General features: G+C 68.9%; 15 protein-coding genes and 1 other RNA gene. 7 read left to right on the top strand and 9 right to left on the bottom strand.

What is annotated here, in order from left to right; all coding sequences use genetic code 11:
• Nucleotides 1-19 precede the first annotated feature (19 nt).
• The 5 genes from POL67_RS51705 to POL67_RS51685 form a co-directional block, all read right to left on the bottom strand.
• On the bottom strand, nt 20-1,567 hold the full coding sequence (locus tag POL67_RS51705) for an OmpP1/FadL family transporter (protein WP_271930311.1): 1,548 nt from the start codon (nt 1,565-1,567) through the stop codon (nt 20-22).
• A 35-nt stretch (nt 1,568-1,602) separates the two neighbouring features.
• Nucleotides 1,603-3,267 carry an MXAN_5187 family protein gene (locus POL67_RS51700; protein ID WP_271930308.1) on the bottom strand — a complete coding sequence of 555 codons (1,665 nt, stop codon included), beginning with the start codon at nt 3,265-3,267 and terminating at the stop codon, nt 1,603-1,605.
• A 16-nt stretch (nt 3,268-3,283) separates the two neighbouring features.
• Entirely contained in the window at nt 3,284-4,051 is a 768-nt protein-coding gene (locus tag POL67_RS51695; RefSeq protein WP_271930306.1) for a cupredoxin domain-containing protein, read from the bottom strand.
• A 174-nt stretch (nt 4,052-4,225) separates the two neighbouring features.
• Nucleotides 4,226-4,678 (bottom strand): hypothetical protein, encoded by a 453-nt coding sequence (locus tag POL67_RS51690; RefSeq protein WP_271930303.1) that lies wholly within the window; start codon nt 4,676-4,678, stop codon nt 4,226-4,228.
• 84 nt (nt 4,679-4,762) lie between these two features.
• Nucleotides 4,763-5,212, bottom strand: coding sequence for a hypothetical protein (locus POL67_RS51685; protein ID WP_271930300.1), 450 nt, complete (start codon nt 5,210-5,212; stop codon nt 4,763-4,765).
• A gap of 453 nt (nt 5,213-5,665) precedes the next feature.
• Between POL67_RS51685 and POL67_RS51680 the strand changes: the two genes are divergently transcribed.
• Nucleotides 5,666-6,379 carry a hypothetical protein gene (locus POL67_RS51680; protein WP_271930298.1) on the top strand — a complete coding sequence of 238 codons (714 nt, stop codon included), beginning with the start codon at nt 5,666-5,668 and terminating at the stop codon, nt 6,377-6,379.
• Nucleotides 6,380-6,459: 80 nt separating this feature from the next.
• Here the strand turns inward: POL67_RS51680 and ssrS are convergent.
• Nucleotides 6,460-6,643: non-coding RNA, 6S RNA (gene ssrS, locus POL67_RS54490), on the bottom strand.
• 176 nt (nt 6,644-6,819) lie between these two features.
• Between ssrS and POL67_RS51675 the strand changes: the two genes are divergently transcribed.
• Entirely contained in the window at nt 6,820-9,801 is a 2,982-nt protein-coding gene (locus tag POL67_RS51675; RefSeq protein ID WP_271930296.1) for a Kelch repeat-containing protein, read from the top strand.
• A gap of 222 nt (nt 9,802-10,023) precedes the next feature.
• Nucleotides 10,024-10,665, top strand: coding sequence for a putative adhesin (locus tag POL67_RS51670; RefSeq protein ID WP_271930293.1), 642 nt, complete (start codon nt 10,024-10,026; stop codon nt 10,663-10,665).
• A 10-nt stretch (nt 10,666-10,675) separates the two neighbouring features.
• On the opposite strand, the gene POL67_RS51665 is transcribed toward POL67_RS51670, so the two are convergent.
• Together POL67_RS51665 and POL67_RS51660 are read right to left on the bottom strand one after the other, a co-directional pair.
• Entirely contained in the window at nt 10,676-11,518 is an 843-nt protein-coding gene (locus tag POL67_RS51665; protein WP_271930290.1) for an inositol monophosphatase family protein, read from the bottom strand.
• Entirely contained in the window at nt 11,515-12,984 is a 1,470-nt protein-coding gene (locus POL67_RS51660) for a UDP-N-acetylmuramate--L-alanine ligase (protein ID WP_271930288.1), read from the bottom strand. Before POL67_RS51660 ends, POL67_RS51665 begins: the two co-directional genes overlap by 4 nt.
• A gap of 102 nt (nt 12,985-13,086) precedes the next feature.
• On the opposite strand from POL67_RS51660, the gene POL67_RS51655 reads away from it, so the two are divergent.
• Nucleotides 13,087-13,434: a hypothetical protein gene (locus POL67_RS51655; protein ID WP_271930285.1), complete on the top strand. Its 348-nt coding sequence runs from the start codon at nt 13,087-13,089 to the stop codon at nt 13,432-13,434.
• 50 nt (nt 13,435-13,484) lie between these two features.
• Nucleotides 13,485-14,102 carry a hypothetical protein gene (locus POL67_RS51650; protein ID WP_271930282.1) on the top strand — a complete coding sequence of 206 codons (618 nt, stop codon included), beginning with the start codon at nt 13,485-13,487 and terminating at the stop codon, nt 14,100-14,102.
• Nucleotide 14,103: 1 nt separating this feature from the next.
• Here the strand turns inward: POL67_RS51650 and POL67_RS51645 are convergent, their stop codons facing one another.
• A complete protein-coding gene (locus tag POL67_RS51645) occupies nt 14,104-15,297 on the bottom strand; it encodes a M20 family metallopeptidase (RefSeq protein WP_271930280.1) in 1,194 nt (397 codons plus the stop codon).
• 80 nt (nt 15,298-15,377) lie between these two features.
• Between POL67_RS51645 and POL67_RS51640 the strand changes: the two genes are divergently transcribed.
• Together POL67_RS51640 and POL67_RS51635 are read left to right on the top strand one after the other, a co-directional pair.
• Nucleotides 15,378-16,424, top strand: coding sequence for a class I SAM-dependent methyltransferase (locus POL67_RS51640; RefSeq protein ID WP_271930277.1), 1,047 nt, complete (start codon nt 15,378-15,380; stop codon nt 16,422-16,424).
• Nucleotides 16,424-17,521, top strand: a complete 1,098-nt coding sequence (locus POL67_RS51635) for an FAD:protein FMN transferase (protein ID WP_271930275.1) — start codon at nt 16,424-16,426, stop codon at nt 17,519-17,521. Before POL67_RS51640 ends, POL67_RS51635 begins: the two co-directional genes overlap by 1 nt.
• The last annotated feature ends 1 nt before the right edge of the window (nt 17,522 follow it).

Here is a 17,522-nt window from a genome sequence, read left to right as displayed (position 1 = left end):
TTCTCCGCACTCGGAACGTTCAGAACCGGTAGGTGGCCCCGAGCGCAACCTCGTTCAGGCTCGACTCGAGCCGCCCGCCATTGACGTTGTGAGGGCTGCGATAATTCGTCGTCGCGTCACCGGAGAGGCCGTAGACCTCGCCCCGACCGCCGTTGTCGAGCGGCTCGAAGAAGGTGTGCTGGTAGGCGACCGAGACGTCGACGGGCCCGACGCGCACGCTGCCGCCGCCGCCCACGCCGACACGGGCGCCGAGGTGGAAATCCGGGTTCAGGTAGGCGGGGTCCTGGCCGTTCGTTTCGAAAAATCCGCCGGCCCGGACCGCGAGGAAGCCGGGGATGACCACGAAGTCGCCGCCGAACCGCACGCCGAAGACGTTCTTCCACTTGTGCGGGATGTCGGCGTTCGTGGGGATCTCGCCGGGCGTGCCGTTCACGCGGATGCCCGGATCGAAGCGGACCTCGAGGTTGTCGACGACGCTGTTGTGCGCGTAGGTGAAGTCGACCTCGAGGTCGAAGAGGTCGTCCGCGAGCGGGTCGCGCACCTTGGCGCCGACCTTGGGCACGAGCGAGCCTGCGCGCAGCGGGTGGTGGTAGCGGAAGCCGAGGCGCGCTTCGAGCGGGATCCTGAACTTGAGCGTGCCCGCGTCCTTGTCCTCGGTGATGTTGCAGTTCGCCGGGCCCGCCGGACACGGGTTGTCGTTTTTCTGGCCGCCCGCGCGCCAGTAGAGCGATTCGAGCTTCACGCCGGTGCGCGTGGAGATCGCGTCCTGCCACTTGAACCACGCGCCGAGGTCGAGGCGCTTGTGCGGCGAAGCGAGGACACCCACGACGACGCCGGGCACGAAGCCATCGAAGGCCGAGAGCGTCGACTTCACTTCCTGGTTGCCGGCGAAGTCGTCCCTCGGGATCTGCGAGGTCGCCTCGGTGAAGTTGACGAAATCGATCGAGGCGACGCCCCAGATGAAGCCCGCGCCGACGCTGAGCCAGTCCTTGATCGCGTAGCTCACGCTGAGCGTCGGGTTGAAGATGAGCGAGTCGCTCTCGATGAGCAGATGGCGCTGCGGCGCAGGCTGCGTGGTCGAGAGGCCGAGCTGGTTCGTGTACGGGATCGACTCGGGCCAGACGATCTTGCCGACGCCGTGCGGGCCCATGACGGACAGGCCGATCGCGAGCTTTTGCGTGATGCGGAAGTTCGCGGCGATCTGCGGGTTCGGGAAGGGCGAGGTCTCGGAGCAGACCGGATCGGAGGGGCCACCCGCCGCGCCGGGGCCCGGGATGCCGCCGCCCGGCGAGACAGGCTGACCGTTCACGTCCCTGCGCGAGAAGCAGGTGTTCATGAACAGAAGGTGCGCGCCGACATGCACGCCCGACTTCTGGAACGCGAGGCCCGCAGGGTTGAAGTACGCGGCGAGCGGGTCGTCCGCGCGCGCGACATAGGTCGCGCCACGGCCGAGTTGCACGACGCCATTGTCGGGAGAGTCGAGCCCCGAGGAGGCGCGCGCGACGCCCGCGCCCCCCAGCAAGACCGACCCCACGACCGCCCCCACGACGAGATTCCTCGCGCCCATCGCTCTGCCGCTCCTGCCGATTTCGATGCTGGGTTTTACTTGTTGACCGGCGAGGCCTTCAGCGCGGCCTTGCCTTCCTTCGCGTACACCGTGAACTTCACGCGCGTCACGCCGTGCCGTTGCACGAGCGCGTCCTTGTTGCGCTGAAGCGTCGACTTGAACTTGTCGAACGTCATGCCCGCCGTCTGCTCGCCGCACTGCTGCTTCATCGCGACGAACTCTTCGTAGACCTTCTGCCACTCGGTGAGCTCGTCGACCTCGTCCCCCTCCGCCGCGGGCGCCGCAGGCTCGGCCGCGGCCGCCTTCGGCAGCGGAGGCGGCGCCGCAGCCGGCGCAGGCGCGGCCTCGGGCTCCGGCTCGGGCACCGACTCGACCGGGTCCTGCGTCGTCGAACCCGGACGCGGCTTCGGCTTCGGGAGCGCCTTGGGCAGGGGCTTCGCAGCGGGTGCGCTGTTCGGGACCGGGATCGCGGTCGACGAGGTCTCGCCGGGGCCGGGCACGGCGAACGCGCTCATCGTGGGCGCGGCCGGGATCGGGCCGAGGACCTGTTCGAGATCGGCGGCGCGACGCGGCGCGCCGCCCTTGGCCGCGATCTTGTCGATGCCGTCGTTGAGGTCGGAGGCGATCTTCTTGTACGCGCCGCGGAACTTGCTCGGCGCGAGCACGTCGACCTCGCCCTTTGCGAGGCGGATGGCCTCCTTGCTGAACGTGGCGAGCGGCTGCGTGTGCTCGAGGACCGAGAAGAAGACGCCGACGCCCGCGAGCCCGAGGATGGCCACGATGACGAAGATCGTCGGGACGTTCTTCTTGTCGGTGTCGTCGGCCTTGTTGAGGAAGTCGAGCGGCGAGTCGACGGCGACCGCGAGGCGACCGACGGCATATCCCGCGCCGAGATCCCAGGCCTCGCCGGGCATGCGCGCGTAGACGACGCCGAGGTGCGCGGCGATGACACGCGGCTCGCTGCGGCCCTTCTCCTGGTAGTCCTTGTTGTTTTCGAGCTGCATCAGATCTTGCGTGATCTGATCGAGGTTCGCCTTGTCGAACCCTTCGGGGGCCCAGGACGCGACGCGCGCGCCGTCGGCGTAGAAGCCGACCGCGGCGCCCGTGCGCTTCGAGACGCCCTGCGCGAACTTGTCGTCGACGATCTTCACGCCGATGACCGCGCCGACGGGCTCGCCGTTGACCTCGGCCTCGACGGGGCGCGAAACGACGCGATAGATGCGGCCCTTCCAGACCCACGCGTCGTCACGGATCCAGCCGTGCAGAGCGTCCGCGACGACGGGGTAGCCGCCGAGCTCCCAGTCCTCGGCGTGCTCGATGCCGACGGAGGCGATGACACGGCCGTTGCCGTCGACGGCCCAGAGCGCGTCGAACTTGAGGTCCGCGGGGACCTCGCCGTCGAGCTTCTTCAGCGCCTTCTTGGCCTCGTCGCGGATCTCGCGGCTCGGCTTGGCCTCGGGCGTGGACTTCGCGAGTTGCCCGCGGAGCTCGGGGGCGAGCGCGATCGGAATGAGCGCGCTCGAACGGTTGCGCGCGTCGTCTTTGAGGTACCAACCGACGGCGCTCGAGTCGGCGGCGAGCGAGTCGCTCATCGCGCGGAGGCCGGAGCGGTTGTACATCTGCGCGGCGAGCATCAGCGTGAACGCCGACACGCCGAGCAGGATGGCGAGGGCGAGGTACCAGAAACGGGACAGGATCATCGGCTCGTCTCCGCCTTCACTTGCTCGGGGTCACAGCGACGACGAGAGGCGCCTTGAGCGGCTGCTCGGTCGGGAAGGGCGTGATCACGACGTCGAGCTCCTGGCCCACGGGCTCGCCGTTGAAGTACGCGCGAAGCTTGTGCGGGCCGGGCTCGAGATCGATCGCGAAGTCGCCCTTGCGATCGGGGTAGGTCGAGGCGATCGCGCGGGGCTCGACGACGACCCACGATCGGACGCTCGGCGCGAACTGATCACGAATCTCGTACTTGCCGGGCCCGGGCGGGGTCCACGAGCGGCTCTTGTTCGGCGCGGTCTCGACGGCGCCGAAGCCCTTGTTTCCCGTCTCGTAGAGCTTGTGCGGGAACGGGTCTTTGTTCTCGAAGTTGATCTGCTGGCCCTCGGGCACGACGATCGTGACGGGGCTCGTGCGACCGCCGGCGACGCTGACGGTGACGGGCACCTTCTGCGGCGTGCCCTTGTCGCCGAGCGCGACGATCGCGAGCTCTTTCGGCAGGTGCCCCGTGAGGGTACGCACGTCGGGCCGCACCGTCGGGGAGGGCTCGCGGAACGTGTAGCGACGAGCGTTCGGGTCCTTCGCCTCGTTCCACACGGGGTTCAGGAGCTTGTCGGCCCCGCTCAGCTTGCCCTTGGCCGTGACGGCGGCAAACGCAACGCCTGGAACGGTCAAGAGCACGAGTGCGACGGCTCCTCGGCGGAGCAGGCCGCGCAGGCGGCCAGATTGGCTCGCCTTCGCCTTGGAAACGAGCGTGTCGAACGTGTCCATCGGAAGGGGGAAGCTACCGGAATGGCAGGGCAAACGGAAAAGAAAAGCCGTCAGGGAGGGCGGCACGCGGGCCCCGTCGCGCAAGCGTCAGATGGGTGGCGGGATGACGGCTGAGGCGCGTACGCGGGCGGGCGCGCGACGGGTTTTGCTTGACAGAGGCGGTGGAGTGATCCGTCAAGAGGCGCCTTGGCGGAGCGTGTCGAACCAGGCGCGGGCGGAGGCGTGGTCCTCGAAGTAGCGAACGGGGGCTTTCGCGACGTCGAGCTTGAGGAGGCGGGCGGCGCGGACGAGCGTCTCGGAGATCGCGCGCATGCGGTAGCTCGTGACGACGATGGCGCCGGCGCGCAGGAACTTCGTGTCGAACTGGCGGTTGAATTCGAGGGCGGAGCTGACGCTCACGTGGCCGAGCGTCTTCGAGAGATCCGAGACCGTGAAAAGGCCGTTGGTCCGCCGCGAGGCATCCCGCGCGAAGGTCGCGATGCGCTCGGCGTCCGCGGGCGTCATCTCACGGGCAGGGCAAAAGACGAGCACGTCGGGAGGCTCGAACCACGCGACGTCGGGGACGATGTCGATGAAAGCGTCGAGGGATGTGTGCCCGGGTACCCACAAGTTAGGAGTATCGGCCATAACACTGATTGTATCACGGGCGCTGGGACGCAGGCGTCGCCTTGTGCGTCCCTCAGGAGCGCAGGCTCGGGTTGGCGTGAGCGGTCAGACGGGGCTCGCGCGCAGCTCGTCGAACCAGGCGCGCGCGGAGGCGTGGTCGTCGAAGTAACGAACGGGGGAGCTCGCGATTTCGAGCTTGAGGAGGCGCGCGGCGCGGACGAGCGTCTCGGAGAGCGTGCGCATGCGGTAACTCGCGCCGACGAGGGCGGCGGCGCGGACCATGCGCGGGTTGAACTGTCGGTTGAACTCGAGGGCGGCGCTGACGCTCATGCGCGCGAAGGGCACGGAGGCGTCCGTGACCGAGAAGAGTCCGCCGGTCCGTGCTGCGGCCTCGTTGGTGAACGCGAAGAGGCGCGTGATTTCGTCGGTGGTCAGCTCACGGACGAGGCGACACGAGACGATGTCGGGGGGTTCGAACCGAGCGACACCAGGAATGAGGTCAAAGGGGGCGTCGAGGGAGTGCCTTGCCTCCCATAAGCCCGAAGCGTCAGCCATTACACCGATTGTAGCATGTAGGGTCCAACGAGCCGGTCCACGAACGGCGTGGCGTCCTCCTGGCGAACGTCGCGCCACGTTGCTTCCCCGCCGCCCGCCTCCTCCCCTCCCCCCAAGCAACGCCGCCCCCACCGCCGCCGCGCCGCGGCCGAATCTCCGGCCACGTGTCCGCGCCCTCCGCCACACCCCGCCCAGACCCTCGGCCACGTTTCCGCGCCCTCCGCCACGCCGCCTTCGTGTGTACGCCCATCGTTCCGCACCCTCCGCCACGCCACCGCCAAGCCCCGAGCAACGCCTCCACCCCCACCGCCACCCCGCGGCGCCGCCGCAAGTCACGTTGCCGCGCCCTCCCCCTTCCCCCGCCTCCCCTCCAAGCCACCCGTATTCGTCCTTGACAACCCCGCCCACATCTTCTCTGCTTTCCGACTTACCAAACGAACCAGGAGGCAAGCTTTGTCGGTACTCCCCAACGCCAAGACACCCATCACCCGCTGCGAGCTCAAGAGCCTTTACACGCAGGCCATGCTCGGAAAGTTCTCCGACGTCGCTGCCCTGAATGGCCTCGCCTCCAAGCTCGCCGACGCCACGAACGGGCTCCTCGCGCGCGAGCAGGCCTACGAGCAGAAGGTCAAAGAGCTGATCGTCATCCGGGTCGAGGTGAAGTTCACGGACCGGCTCGCGGACCAGCTCGTTCGCCTCGCCCTCAAGCGCGCCGAGCTCGAGGATGGTCGCCCCGGGGGGCGTATCGTCACCGCCCTGTTCCCCGGCGGCTCGACGCCGATCATCAAGCCCGTGGGCGGCACGCAGATCAAAGAAATGCGCGCCCTCGAAGGCCGGTACACGGAGGTCGCCGCGATCTACCCTGCGGGCTCGGCCGAGCTCGACAAGATCACCGCCGTCCGGTACCGCTACGAACAGGCGCTCGAAGCACGCAAGCTCGGCGTGGAAGCCACGGCGCAGGCGCGCGCGGCGCGGAACCTCGCGAAAGAGGAGTTTCTCGACGTGTTCGCCGAGGTCGCCAATCGCATCAAGGCCGCCTTCCCGCGCGACAAGCAGACGCAAGACCTCTTCTTCCTCAAGGACAAGACCGACGACGGGCTCGACGCCGGCGACGACGAGGAGACCGAGGACAACACGTCCGCCGGCAGCGCGGGCAGCGAGGGGTAGGAGCTGCCCCCCAGCCCGACATCCCCGCACGTTCGACAAAAGAAAAGAGCCCGGCTCTCACCGGGCTCGAAGAAGCGTTCCTTACCGCCGTAATCGTGGGTTGATGACTTGAACCCCTAGCTTGCGGCTAGGTGGGTACCCGATGTGCCGCTTTAGGCTTCCCGATGACTTCTCGGGCCTAGCTCACCACGACAGCGTTGTGGGCCCCTGGTTCATGCTTACTCGGGATTCAATTGCCAATCACCTCACGGACAACAGCAGAGGGAACGACCATACCCTACCACCCCCGAGGCCAACGCTCCAGCACGAACACGCGCGGGGACGGTGCGAAATGACCGGAACGTCGACGACAGACGGTGCCCTCCCGCACAACATGACCGTCACACGCCTCGTGCTCGCCCGTTGACAAGTGCGGCGCAGGCGCCGTTATTGTCCGGTGCATGCGTACTACGTCGCCCTTTCTCCGGCTCCTTTTCGCTTTTGGTGTCGTGCCTGTCGTATTGCCGCTCGCATGCAGCCGCGGCGATACCCCGAAGGTGCTCACCCTGAATACGTCCGCATCGGCGCTCACGGCGCCGCGCTGGGACGTGGCGCCGCCGATGAATGTCTCGCGGAATCGGCACACCGCGACGCGCTTGTCCGACGGAAGGCTCCTCGCGGTCGGCGGCGGGAGCAACACGGCCGAGGTCTACGATCCGGCCACGAATACCTGGACGCTCGTCGCATCCATGAGCACGGCGCGCACGTCCCATTCCGCGACGCTCCTGCCGAATGGAAAGGTCCTCGTGGCCGGCGGGCCGTCGGAGGTCGTCGAGGTGTACGATCCGGTCGCCGGGACGTGGACGGCCGCCGCGCCGATGCTCACGCCCCGCTACGGGCATACCGCGACGCTGCTGCCCGACGGGCGGGTCTACTTCCTCGGCGGCGTCGTGGACGGCGATGGGGTGACCTTCGAGGCGGAGATTTACGATCCGGTCACGAGCACGTCGATCGAGGTCACGGCGCCGCCCGACTACATCGAAGACCATACGGCGACGCTGCTGCAAAACGGGGAGATCCTCGTCGTGTCCGGGTCCCTCACGCAGGTGTATGATCCCGCCACGGATTCCTGGGCCTTCACGGGCATGATCCAGAATCGCGAGGGCTACACCGCGACGGCGCTCGACAACGGCAAGGCGCTCATCACCGGCGGCTACACCGATTACGGCGGCGAGGGCTTCACCGCCGAGAACCGCAGCGCGCTGCTTTACGATCCGGTGACCCATGCCTGGACGGCGACGACGTCGATGAACGCGACCCACTACCTGCACGCGGCCACGCGCCTCGCCGATGGTCGGGTGCTGATCACGGGCGGTGCGCTCACGGAGCTCTACGATCCGGCGACCGGGACATGGTCGCTCGGCAAATTCCTCAACACGAACCGCAGCCGGCACGACGCCACGCAGCTCCAAGACGGGCGGGTGCTCATCACCGGCGGCGGCATGGCGAGCGTCGAGTCGCTCCCCTTCTCGGCCAACGGCGGCGCCTGCCTCTTCGACGGCGAATGCGCGAGCGGCTTCTGCGTCGACGGCGTCTGCTGCAATGCCGCGTGCGACGCCGGGTCGTGTGACGCTTGCACGGTGAGCAAGGGCGCGTCCGCGGACGGGATCTGCACCCCGCTGAGCGGGGCCACCTGCGGCAGCGCCAATGGTTGCACGGCAAATGGCGTATGCCAGGCGGGCGCCTGCGTCGGGGATGCCCCGGTCGGCTGCCAATCCGCATGGACGCCGGCCGGGAGCATGTCCGTGGGACATCAAGAGGCCACGTGGGCCGAGCTGGAAGGCGGCCGCGTGCTCGTGGCCGGCGGAATCGACAACGACTGGAACGAGACGCTCGCGGCGCATCTCTACGACGCGGCGACGAACGCCTGGAGCGACGCCGCGCCGCTCTTGCATGCGCGCCGTCGCGCGAAGTCGCTGCGGGTCGCGACTGGCGAGATCCTGGTGGTGGGCGGCGATTCCCCGTCCTCGGCGGAGGTCTACGATGCGGCGAGCAATACGTGGACGCTCACCGGCGCCATGGTCGCGCACCACGACAACGGCCTCGTCCTGGCGCGGCTGCCCGACGAGCGCATCCTCGCGGTGGGCGGCGGGACGACGGCCGCGGAGCTGTACGACCCGGCGACGAAATCGTGGAGCGCGACGGGTTATCTCGGCGCGGCGCGCTCGGGGCATTCAGCGGTCGTCCTTTCGGGAGGAAAGGTGCTGGTGACCGCGGGTTATGGGAACCCGGCGACGGCGGAGCTTTATGACCCGGCGACGGGGACGTTCTCGCCGGCCGGTACGCTTTCGTTCGCGCATCCGTCGCACCAGGCGACGCGGCTGCTCGACGGCAGCGTGCTCGTGGTGAGCGGGCAAGGCGCGGACCGGTATGATCCGGCGACGAATGCATGGACGCCGACGCAGACCTTGCTGGCGCCACCCGTCGAATTCACGACGACGCGCCTCGACGACGGCCGGGTGCTGGTCACGGGCGCGCGGAACATGCCGCATGCGCAGGTGTATGATCCGGCGACGAACGATTGGACGGTGACCGGGCACCTCGGCGTCTCGCGCGGGCGTCAGGCGGCGATGTTGCTCGGAAACGGAAAGGTGTTGCTCGCGGGCGGCAGGGAGCGGGCCGGCGGCAACGAGTGCCCCCTCCGCAGCGCCGCCGTGTACGACCCGATCACGAATGACTGGACGCCGGTGCCCAACATGAGCCAAACGCGCACCTATGCCAATGCCGTGCGGCTCGAAGGCAATCGTGTGCTGGTCTTCGGAGGGATGCAGGAAGGCTGCTCGTCCGGCGACGGCGACCCGCAGGCCCGCGAGAGCGCGGAGATTTTCGAAGGCGGCGTGACGCCGGACGGCAGCGGTGGCGCGGGTGGAATGGGCGGCGCGGGCGGGATGGGCGGCGCGGGCGGTGCCGGTGGTATCGGCGGCTCCGGCGGTATCGGCGGCGCGGGCGGCGCGGGCGGCATCGGCGGCTCCGGTGGTATCGGCGGCGCGGGCGGCGCGGGCGGTATCGGCGGCGCGGGCGGCGCAGGCGGTATGGGCGGCTCCGGCGGCTCCGGTGGTATCGGCGGTTCCGGCGGTTCCGGCGGTTCCGGTGGAGTGGGCGGTTCCGGCGGCTCCGGTGGTATCGGCGGTTCCGGCGGCTCCGGTGGTATTGGCGGCTCCGGTGGTATCGGCGGCTCCGGTGGTATTGGCGGCTCCGGTGGTATCGGCGGCTCCGGTGGTATCGGCGGCTCCGGTGGACCGACGGGCTCTGGCGGTTCCGGCGGTGAGCTGGGCGGCGGCGCGGATTGCCACCTGGCCAGCGGACCCATCGAGACCCCCGGACGCGGGCTCGCGGCCCTCGTGGCCCTCGGCGCCCTCTTCGCGCGCCGTCGCAAGCGCTGAAGCGCGAGGCGCCTCCCCTCCCTACGCGTGGATCGCCTCCACCAGCGCGTAGCTCAACGCACAATCACCACACGCTTCGCCGAGCCTACGATGGCACTGTCCATAACGTAATAGGCGTTGGTTTCTGGATCACGACGAATTACGCTCTCGGTGTCGACGCCGCAGGGGGGCGCATTCCGTACCCTCCGAAGGGCGGTTTCTTTGCGCTCCCCGAGGTGTCCCATGAAGATCGAGATCGAGCCGCGCCTCTACTTCTTCCGCAGCGTCTACGAGATCGAAAAGCAGACGCCGGTCACGGACTGCTTGACGTTGTCGCACGGCGCGACCTACGAGAACTCCGGCTACTTCACCGTGCCGCAGGGCGTCACGATTCACTTTTTCACGTCCCCCGGCGTCCCGCTGCCGGGCAGCGTGACGGACCTCATTCTGAGGGACAGCCACCTGGTGTACGAAGACGTCAAGGAAGGAAAACAGTGTCCTAACTACGTCCTGTCGAAGGTGGTGAATACGAAGGCCGCACCGGAAGACTACCTCGGGATCGACGGCCTCATGCACTCCGCCTACGAAGGCGTCAAAAGGTTCGGTTATCGCCAGAAGGACAAGCGAGACAAAGACTGGAACGACAACGGCACATGGGCCGGCACGAACGTCGTGCGATGGGCCCCGCACGTCGTCACCGTGCGATCACGCTCCATCTTCACAGGGTATTTGAAGGTCATCTCCCTGCGCGAGGTGCTCGAAATCGTGCTGAACAAATACAGGTACATCACGGATTTCTATGTCGCCGCGTGCCGCGTTCATGCCGTCTCCACCCTGCTCGGCCACAAGACGGTCGCGCCCGCCCTCGCCCCGAAGCCCTATTGATTTTCACCCGCTACGCATTGATCGCTTCGACCAGCGCGTCGTGCAGGTGGCCATTCGACACGGCGATGTGCCCATCGTGGTAGTTCGGCAGCCTGCCATCCAGCGCCGTGATCCGCCCCCGCGCCGCCAGCACCATCGCGCAGCCCGCCGCGACGTCCCAGATGTTGAGCTTGCGCTCCCAGTACCCGTCGTACGTGCCGTCGGCCACCATGCACAGGTCAATCGCGGCGCTCCCGCAACGCCGCACCCCCTGCACGACGTGCTTCACGCTCATGAACGAGTGGAAGTTGTTCGCAGGCGCGACATTGCGCACTGTCGGAAAGCCCGTCGCGACGAGCGCGTCTTCGAGCCGCAACGTCGGGCTCACGCCGCAACGCTGACCGTTGCGCCGCGCCTCGCCGTGCCGGCCCGAGCGGCCCGTGACGCTCACGGGCTCCCCCACCCAGCCGCTCCAGCGAAGGCCGAGCGCAGGCGCCACGACCGCGCCCGCGATCGGCTCGTCGCCGTCGAAGAGGCCAACGGAGATGCTCCAGAACGGGTGGCCGTGCACGAAGTTCGTCGTGCCGTCGAGCGGGTCGACGTACCAGACAAGGCCGCTTCGCAAGGCCATCGGGGCGAAGCCGTCGCCGCGCTCTTCGCCGACGACCGGGATGCCGGGGGCGAGCGAGCCGAGGCGCATGGAGATCATGTCCTCGCTCGCGCGGTCGTACTCGGTGACGAGGTCGGAAGGGCCCTTCGACTCGACGGGCGGGCGCGAACGGAAGCCGGCGCTCACGAGCGCGCCCGCCTCCTCGGCCACAAGCTGCGCGATGGCGGCAAACTGCGCACGCTCGCCCGTCGTCGTGGTCTTCATGGCGCGAGCGCTCCCCTTAGCTTGTCGTAGATCCCGCCGAACGCGCCGTTCGAGAGCAGCGCGATGGTGTCGCCCGCCTGCGCGTCCCGCGCGAGCAACGTGACGATCTCGTCGACGGACGCAGGCGTGAGCGCGCGCTTGCCCCGCGCTTCGAGCGCCGCGGCGAGCGCGCGCAGATCGAGCCGCTCGGCCTCGGGGATCTCGGTGCGGCCAAGCGGGGCGAGGACGATGACGTCGGCCGCATCGAAGGAGCTTCCGTACTGCGCCTGGTGCAGGGCGCGGCACGCCGTCGCGCTGCGCGGCTCGAACACGGCGAAGAGCGAGCCTTTCGTGTGGCGGGCGCGGAGGGCGCGCAGGGTCTCGTCGACGGCGGTCGGGTGGTGGGCGAAGTCGTCGTAGACGCGGACGCCGCGCACTTCGTAGAGAAGATCCTGCCGGCGGCGAACGCCCTGGAAGGTCGCGAGCGCCGAGATCACGGTGGAGAGCGGCACGCCAAAGCCCTGGGCGACGGCGGCGGCCGCGGCGAGCGCGTTGCGGATGTTGTGGCGGCCGGGAATCGTGACCGCGACGCGGCCCGCGTAGACGCCGCCGGCATAGAGGTCGAAGGACTGGCCGGTCTCGTCGACTCCGGCAGGCGCAGCGAGCCAGTGGGGCGGCTGTCCGTGGGTGTCGTCGCCTTCGAGGGCGAACCACGCGACCTCCGCGCGGGCCGATGCGCGGACGATGTCAACGACGTGGCGATCGGCCGCGGCGGCGACGATGAGGCCGCTCTCGGGGACACGCTCGACGAAGCCGCGGAAGGCCGCGAGGTAGGAGGCTTCGTCGGGGTAGATGTCGATGTGGTCGTGCTCGATCGACGTGAGGATCGCGACCTCGGGCCGGTAGTGCCAGAACTTCGGCGTCTTCTCGAAGAAGGCCGTGTCGTACTCGTCGCCCTCGACGACGAACGGCGTCTTGCGGCGCGACATGCCCTCGCCCGTGACGAGCGGCAAACGGCCGCCGCGCGCGACGTCGCCGGGGACGCGGAAGCTCGCGTCGAAGTTCTTCGGCAAGCCGCCGATGAGGAAGCCCGGATCACGACCGGCCTCGTGGAGGAGCCATGCGCAGAGCGCGCTCGTCGTGGTCTTGCCGTGGGTGCCGCCGACGACGAGCGGAGAGCGGTGCACGAGCAGGAGCTCGGCGAGCGCGTGCGGCATGCTCTTCGTCGGGATGCCGCTGCCCTGCGCGGCGCGGGCCTCGGGGTTCGTTGGACGGCAAACGTTCCCGATGACGACGAGATCGGGGCGGGGCTCGAGGTGCTTCGGGTCGAAGCCCTCCATGAGCCGGATGCCCCAGCGTTCGAGGGCGGGGCCCATGGGGGGATAGAAGGCGACGTCGGATCCGGAGACGTCGTGCCCGCTGGCTTTGAAGAGCCCGGCGAGCGCGCCCATCCCGGTTCCTGCGACGCCCACGAGGTGCACGTGCATGGCGGCGAGTTTGCTATAGGAGGGTAGGAGGGCGCCACGCTCAAAGCGCCGCGACGAACACCACGTTTGATTCCCGGACGTGCTTCCGATAAAGCCGGGCTCATGAAGAAGGTTTCGAGCGCGCTCGTCGGCTTGTTCTTCGCGTCCGCCCTGCTCGTCGCCGCGTGCGGCAAGCCCAAGCAGGCGGAAGTCCCGGACGTCGACAAGGACACGGGCGGCCAGGACATGGCCGGCGAGGAGGCGGCGCCGAAACCCGAAGAAAACGCGAAGCCCGAGGGCGAGGGCGACATGAAGCAGAAGTGCTGCGCGTCCTGCAAAGAAGCGCTGGCGACGGATCGCTCGGGCACGGCGCCGGATCAGATCCCGTGTGCGGACTTCACCGCGGGGCTGAGCCCCTGGTGTCTCGAATATTTCCGGTCGAATCCGACGAAGGCTTCCGAGTGCCAGTGAGCCGCTAGGGCGAGCCAAGGTTCGCGCCTGGGTCGTGTAGACTGCTGCGTATGGCGCGACCTTCTCGTCCTCCCGGCTTCGACATGACGTATCGCCCGGACAGCACGGTGTCGTTCGGGCCGCCGCTGAAGGAGCGCCTTCCCTGGCTCGTGTACCTCGCGGTCGCGCTCCTGATCTCGGGCGCGATCGTCTACGGGCAACACGCTCCGACGGACACCTGGCTCTTCAAGTACGTCGTCGAGGACGATCGGCACCGCATCATGCCCGCCAGCGTGTGCGCGATCATCCTGTTTTGCAGCGCCATTGCAGGGGTTTTGCGCGACCAGATGCGCGGCGTGGTGGTGAACCCGGAGGGGATCGTGCTGCGCGAGCTGCTCTCGTTCGGGGTGCCGCGGGTGCGGCGCTGGAGCTGGTCGCAGATCGACAAGGTGCGCATCCCGAAGACCGAGCAGAAGGGGCAGGAGCTGCCGGTGCTGCGCGGCCACATCGGGCTCGATCTCTGGGACGGGACGAGCGCGCTCCTGCCGCCCGTGAGCAACATGCTGGAGCTCGCGATGATCCTCGAACGCGTGGCCCTCGCCCGCGCGATCCCGCTCGAAGGTACGACGGGCATGCTCGACGACCTGCAAGCCGCCGGCGTCGATAGCAAGCGCGCGCCCGCCGCCTGATTTACCGCCCGCTTTTCCCCTCGAAAAAAGAAGTCATCGTCGCGCGCAAGGGTGCGTCCGCGAGCACGTCGAGCGCCGTGAGCGCCATCGCCTGCGCCGCGAACATCATGGCCTCCGCGCCTCGATCGCTGTCCGCATGCCGCGCGAACGGGTGCTCGTGGCACATGGTCTCCCCCTCGTCGCAGATCGCAATCAGCGGGTGGATCGACGGGATCACGTGCGAGATGTCGCCCATGTCCGTCGAGCCCATGCTGCGCACGGGGTCGACCTCGCGCGCAGGCCTGCCGAGCGCGGCGAGGTGTTCGCCAAAGCGGCGCGCGAGCGGGATGTTCGGGCGCAGGTCCTTGTAACCACCCCGCACCTCGATCTCGACCTCCACGCCACACGCGATCGCCGCGCCGCGCGCGCATCGCTCGACGAGCGCGCGCACGACCGAGAGCTCCGCGAACGACGACGCGCGCACCGCGAAGTCCACCACGGCGCGCTCGGGGATGATGTTGACCGCCTGGCCACCCTCGACGACCACGCCATGCACACGCGTGCCGTCCCGCAGGTGCACGCGTTGCGCATCGACGAGGTGCATCGTCGCGAGCGCCGCCGCGAGCGCGCTCTTGCCCTCCCACGGGGCCATCGCCGCATGCGAAGGCACTCCCTTGAAGCGGAGCGAGAGCCAGTAGCTCGCGAGGGAGGAGGGCGCGAGCAGGTCGCAATCATACGGGTGAAACATCATCGCGGCGGTGACGCCGTCGAAGACGCCGGCTTCGAGCAGGCGGATCTTGCCGCCGCCGCCCTCCTCGGCAGGCGTGCCGATGATCTCGATCGTGCCCACGAAGGACGGGCGCGCCCGCGCGATCGCGAGGAACGCGCCGAGCGCGCCGCCGGCGATGAGGTTGTGGCCACACGCGTGGCCCATTTCGGGGAGCGCGTCGTACTCAGCGAGGATCGCGATGCGCGGGCCCGCGCCGCTGCCGAGGCGCGCGCGGAAGGCCGTGGGGAGGCCGCCGGTGCCGCGTTCGACGGGGACACCCTCGGCCTCGATGGCCTCACACAGCCAGCCTGCAGCGCGCGTCTCTTCGAAGCGTAGCTCCGGGTGCGCGAAGATCCGCGCGGCGACGTCGCGGACGATCGGCGCAACGGCACGCGCGGCCGCGAGGATGGATTCCCTGACGGGTCGATCGATGGACGTCGTCGGCATGGTCGATCGCGCATCATACAGCCCTCTCGCGCGGGGCGCCCGTGACGCGACGACGCGTCGGGATGCGTTATGCTCGCGCCATGCCCCGAGCCTCGATGCTCTCCGAGGTCCTCCGCCGCCGGTTCGATCCAGCCCTCGAAGCGGTGATGCGCAGGATGAGCCGTCACGATGTGCGTGGACCGCTCCGCGCCGCGCTCGCGCCGCACCGCGGCAGGGCGATGCGCCGCACGATCGATCGATTCGGGCCCGCGATCGCCCCGCTCGAAGGCGCCGTGCTCCGCGGCGAGCCAGCGGCGATCGAGCGCTTCGACGCCCTTGTCGCCGAGGCCGTCACGACGATGCGCGCCGAACGGCCGAGCGATCTCGACGAAGACGGACGCGCCCCGCTCACGGAGCTGCTCCACGCGGTGGACGCGCGTCTCTACCGCGACAGGCCGGAGCTCATGGATGATCCGAGCCTCCCGGAGGACGAGCGGACGCACGCGCTCGACGTGCTCGATCGGTTCAACCACTGCACGGGGATCTACGAGACCGTGATGGCGGCGATCGATCCGCTCGTGGAGGCGGCGAGCGGCGAGGGGAAGCGGCCGATCGTGCACGACGTCGCGGCGGGGCACGGCGGGCTCGCGTTGCATCTCGCCGAGCGGCTCGGGGATCGGGTCACGATCGAGGCGAGTGATCTGCGGGAGGAGTACCTCGCGCTCGGGCGCACGCAGGCGGCCGAGCGGGGGCTCTCGGTGCGGTTCTCGGTCGAGGACGCGCTCGCGCTTGGAGGCCTCTCGGAGCGGGGCGTGGACGTGATCACCTGCACCCAGGCGATCCACCATTTCCCGCCGGGGATGATCGCGCGGATGATGAGCGAGGCGGCGCGGCGCGCCCGCGTCGGCGCGTGTTTCATCGACGGGGAGCGGAGCTTCACGACGCTCGGGCTCGTGGCGCTCGTCGGGGCCCTGTACGGTCGGACGTACACGTTCTACTACGACGCCGTGACCTCGATCCGACGCATGTTCTACGAGGAAGAGCTCGCGCTCGTCGCGGCGCTCGCGCCGGGGATGCCCAAGGTGCGCGTGGAGACGGGCATCGCCCCGCCGTCGCACGTCTACGTGCGGATCACGCGGGAGCCGTGATGCGAACGAGCCAAGTGTTCCTCCTCGGCGCGCTCGCCCTCGCGGCGTGCAACACGTCCTCGCCGCCCGAGCCCACGCCCGAGCCGCGCGCGTCATCCGCGACGCCGCGCCCGCCGCCCTTCGAGCCGAAGAAGGTGACGCTCGACGACAAGGCGATGGGCACGCACGTCGTGATCACGACGTACACCACGCGCGAGCTCGACGAAGCGGCGATCCGGCCGAAGCTCGACAAGGCGCTCGCCGAGATCCGCAGGCTCGAGCGGCTCATGACGACCTGGCGCGACGACAGCGAGATCTCGCGCATCAACCAGGCCGCGGGCAAGCAGGCCGTCGCCGTCGGGCCCGAGACGTTCGAGGTGATCAAGAAGAGCATCTCGGTCGCGGATCGCTCGGAGGGCGTGTTCGACATCTCGTTCGAGGCGATGCGCGATCTCTGGCGCTTCGACGAGAACAAGGTCGAGGAGGTGCCCTCGAAGGCTGACCTCGACGCGGCACGCGCGCTCATCGATTACCGCAAGATCAAGCTCGACCACGACGCGCGCAGCGTGATGCTGAGCAAGCCCGGCATGCGCGTGAGCCTCGGCGGCATCGCCAAGGGGTACGCCGTCGACGCCGCCGCGAAGGTGCTCGCAGCGGAGGGGCTCGCGTCGTTCTACGTGCAGGCCGGCGGCGATCTGTACGTGCGCGGCAAGAAGCCCGACGGCTCGCCCTACCGCGTCGGCGTGCGGGATCCACGGGGGCAGGGTCCGAACGACTACTTCGCGATGATCGACGTGACCGACCACTCCTTCTCGACGGCCGGCGACTACGAGCGCGCCTTCGTGAAGGACGGCAAGCGCTGGCATCACATCATCGATCCACGCACGGGCTACCCCGCCCGGAAGAGCCGCAGCGTGACCGTGTGGGCCAAGGACGCCTTCACCGCCGACGGGATCGACGACGCGATCTTCATCCTCGGCCCGGACAAAGGCCTGTCGATCTGCGAGGAGCTCGACGACTGCGGCGCGGTCGTCGTGGACGAGCACAACAAGGTGTGGGTCTCGAAGCGGCTGGAGAGCAAGATCCAGATGCTTCGAGATCCAACGGACGGCGTGTAGG

This window comes from Polyangium mundeleinium (genome assembly GCF_028369105.1).
GTDB lineage: Bacteria > Myxococcota_A > Polyangia > Polyangiales > Polyangiaceae > Polyangium > Polyangium mundeleinium.
This window is presented reverse-complemented; position numbering and strand designations above follow the sequence as displayed.